This window comes from Allokutzneria sp. NRRL B-24872, from assembly GCF_002155965.1.
In the GTDB taxonomy this organism is placed as follows: Bacteria; Actinomycetota; Actinomycetes; order Mycobacteriales; family Pseudonocardiaceae; genus Allokutzneria.
This window is the reverse complement of the sequence record NZ_MUMH01000354.1, coordinates 1-813: the sequence shown is the minus strand read 5'-3', so window position 1 is coordinate 813 and position 813 is coordinate 1. Positions and strand designations below refer to the sequence as shown.

Sequence of the window (813 nt, the reverse complement as noted above, 5' to 3'; positions counted from 1 at the left end):
TCTACTACACCGCCGCCACGGGTGCGCACGCGATCTACGGTGAGATCCGGAAGAAGTGGGCGGCGCTCGGCTACGGCGCGATCATCGGGTACCCGACGAACGACGAAGACGGGACGCCCGACGGCATCGGCCGGTTCAACCACTTCATCAAGGGCAACAACGTCGGTTCGATCTACTTCACGCCCTCGACGGGTGCGCACGCGATCTACGGCGAGATCCGCAAGAAGTGGGCGGCGTACGGGTACGAGCGCGGCCTCGGCTACCCGACGAACGACGAGGACGGCACGCCGGACGGCGTCGGCCGGTTCAACCACTTCAGCCTCGGCCACTCGATCTACTTCACGAACGCCACCGGGGCGCACGTGATCAAGGGCGAGATCCGCAAGCGCTGGGCGGCGCTGGGCTGGGAGCGGTCGTACCTGCGCTACCCGACGACGGACGAGTACGTGACGGGATCGGTGTACCGCAGCGACTTCCAGGGCGGTTACATCACGTACACGCCGCAGACGGGAGCGGTCGACCGTCCTTGGTGACGGGCTTCCTTTAGTTTCGAACGAAAAGCGGGCCGTCTGCGGGATTCCGGAGGCGGCCCGCTGTCCTTTCAGGACCGGAGGTCGGCGGGGGTCGTGCCGGGCGACGTCAGCGGCAGCCCGAGCGCGACCCGCTCGGTGAGCCACGGGCTCGGCCGGTACCGCGGGTCCCCGGTCGCCGCCGTCAGGCCGCGCAGGATGCGCACCACGATCTCGCCGCCCACCAGGTCGCCCCACTCCAGCGGGCCGCGCGGGTAGCCGAGGCCCAGCCGGACCGCCGTGT

At 69.4% G+C, this 813-nt stretch carries 2 protein-coding genes; one reads left to right on the top strand and one right to left on the bottom strand.

The window, feature by feature from the left end; genetic code table 11:
• Positions 1–533: LGFP repeat-containing protein (locus CCN37_RS38020; protein ID WP_371505732.1), on the top strand; the 533-nt coding region annotated here is incomplete at its 5' end.
• A 68-nt stretch (positions 534–601) separates the two neighbouring features.
• On the opposite strand, the gene CCN37_RS38015 is transcribed toward CCN37_RS38020, so the two are convergent.
• A partial coding sequence (locus CCN37_RS38015; protein ID WP_246843565.1) for a 3-hydroxyacyl-CoA dehydrogenase family protein occupies positions 602–813 on the bottom strand: 212 nt, incomplete at its 5' end.